At 65.9% G+C, this 1529-nt stretch carries 1 protein-coding gene and 1 pseudogene; both read right to left on the bottom strand.

Annotated features, from left to right (window positions below; genetic code table 11):
• Positions 1–1144, bottom strand: a pseudogene (locus tag ACFYP5_RS38645) (protein phosphatase); the annotation flags it as partial.
• Positions 1141–1529: DUF6507 family protein (locus tag ACFYP5_RS38640; protein WP_389044738.1), on the bottom strand; the 389-nt coding region annotated here is incomplete at its 5' end. The gene ACFYP5_RS38640 and the pseudogene ACFYP5_RS38645, both read right to left, overlap by 4 nt.

Genomic DNA, 1529 nt, shown 5'->3' with positions numbered 1-1529 from the left:
CGTCGGGCAGCGTGGGGATCTCGACGTTGCCGATCCCCTTGAGGCCTTTGGTGATGTCGCCGATTTTGGAGAGTCCTGCGCCTGCGCCTTTGGCGATGTAGGTCATGGGGTCGATGACCTTGCCGGCTTTGCCGGCGACGGAGAGGACCTTGGCGACGGCGCCGGCTTTGCCGGCTCCGGAGACTCCGGCGCCTGCGCCGCCGGTGAAGACGGTGGTCAGGACGTTGAAGGTGACGGCTCCGGCGGCGCGTCCGGGGTTCTTGCCCCATTCGTCCCAGGCGACGAGTGCTTTCCCGGTTTCTTTCATCGCGGTGCGTGAGTCGCGTAGCCAGGAGGGGAGTTTGTCGTCGGGGAGGGTCCAGAACAGGGTGCTTGCGCCGGGGATCGAGGTGATCGCGAGGCCGGTGGCGAGTTGGGCGAGGCCTTTCCAGGCCTGGCCCATGGCGTCCCAGCCGCCGAACCCGACGAGGGTGCCCAGGCCCTTGATGGTGCCCCAGATCCCGTCGACGATCAGTCCGTCCCAGACGAACGACTTGACCCAGTGGCCGACTTCCCAGACGTGGTGTTTCTCCTCCATGGGGTCGCCCCAGGGGAGTTTCGCGTTCTTGAGGTCGTCGGCGTTGAACCCGTACTGGTCTTTTCGGTCGGATCCGTCGCCGGCGACCATCTGGGTCCCGCCGAACAGGGAGGTGATCTTGTTGTGGCAGGTGCGTTCGGCGGCCCAGAACGCGGCGACGGTGGTGGTGACGTCGTCGCGGAGCTGGTTGTGCTCGTCGATCTTGTCTTCGTCGTACTCCCAGTCGTCGTCGTCCTTGACCTTGTTCACGAACGTCGTCGCATCCGTTTTGAGCTGCGCGAGTTTCGTGACCAGCGGACGGACTTCGGTGGCGTAGTCCGACAGGGCGGTGGAGACCTTTTCCAGGTCGTCGGCGAAGGTGTCGGCCCGGTCCTGGACCGGCTTCGTCGACGCGAACAGCTTCTCCGCCTCGGGCGCCTGGTAATACGCGGACAGGCCCTGGAACTGGGTATGGACGTCGGACCCGGTGCCGCGGATGTGCCCGGCGTCGGTCTTCAGGCTGCCGTAGTCCTTCTCCAGCTGCCCCAGGTCACCGGTGAACTGCGGTATCGCTTCCGGCTTGATCACTTGGTCTGCACCCCGGGCTTCGTCAGATCCAGATCCGGGATCCCCAGGGCCTTGCGCTGCGACTCGGCGGCCATCTCCAGGTCACCGTTCAAGTACGCGGTCGTCGCATCGACCGCACCGGTCAACGACTTCCCGGCCCGGGCGGCGATGAACTTCAGGTCCGTCGTGGCGTGTTCGGCGTACTGCGACAGCGCGAGAGCGACCAGACCCCCACCGGCCTTCTCCCCACCCTCACCACCGCCCTCCGCGGTGATCGTGCCCGCACTCGTCGCCGCCGACGTCAGATGCTCACCGTACGACTTCGCGTACGTCTCGATCTTCCCCGCCGTCTCACCCGTCGTCTTCAGCACACCCTGAATACCCTGCGGCTTCAGATCCCACCCGG

The sequence above is a fragment of the Streptomyces sp. NPDC005262 genome, assembly GCF_042872425.1.
Taxonomy (GTDB): domain Bacteria; phylum Actinomycetota; class Actinomycetes; order Streptomycetales; family Streptomycetaceae; genus Streptomyces.
Note: the sequence above shows the minus strand (reverse complement) of the source record. Positions and strands in the feature narration are given on the sequence as shown.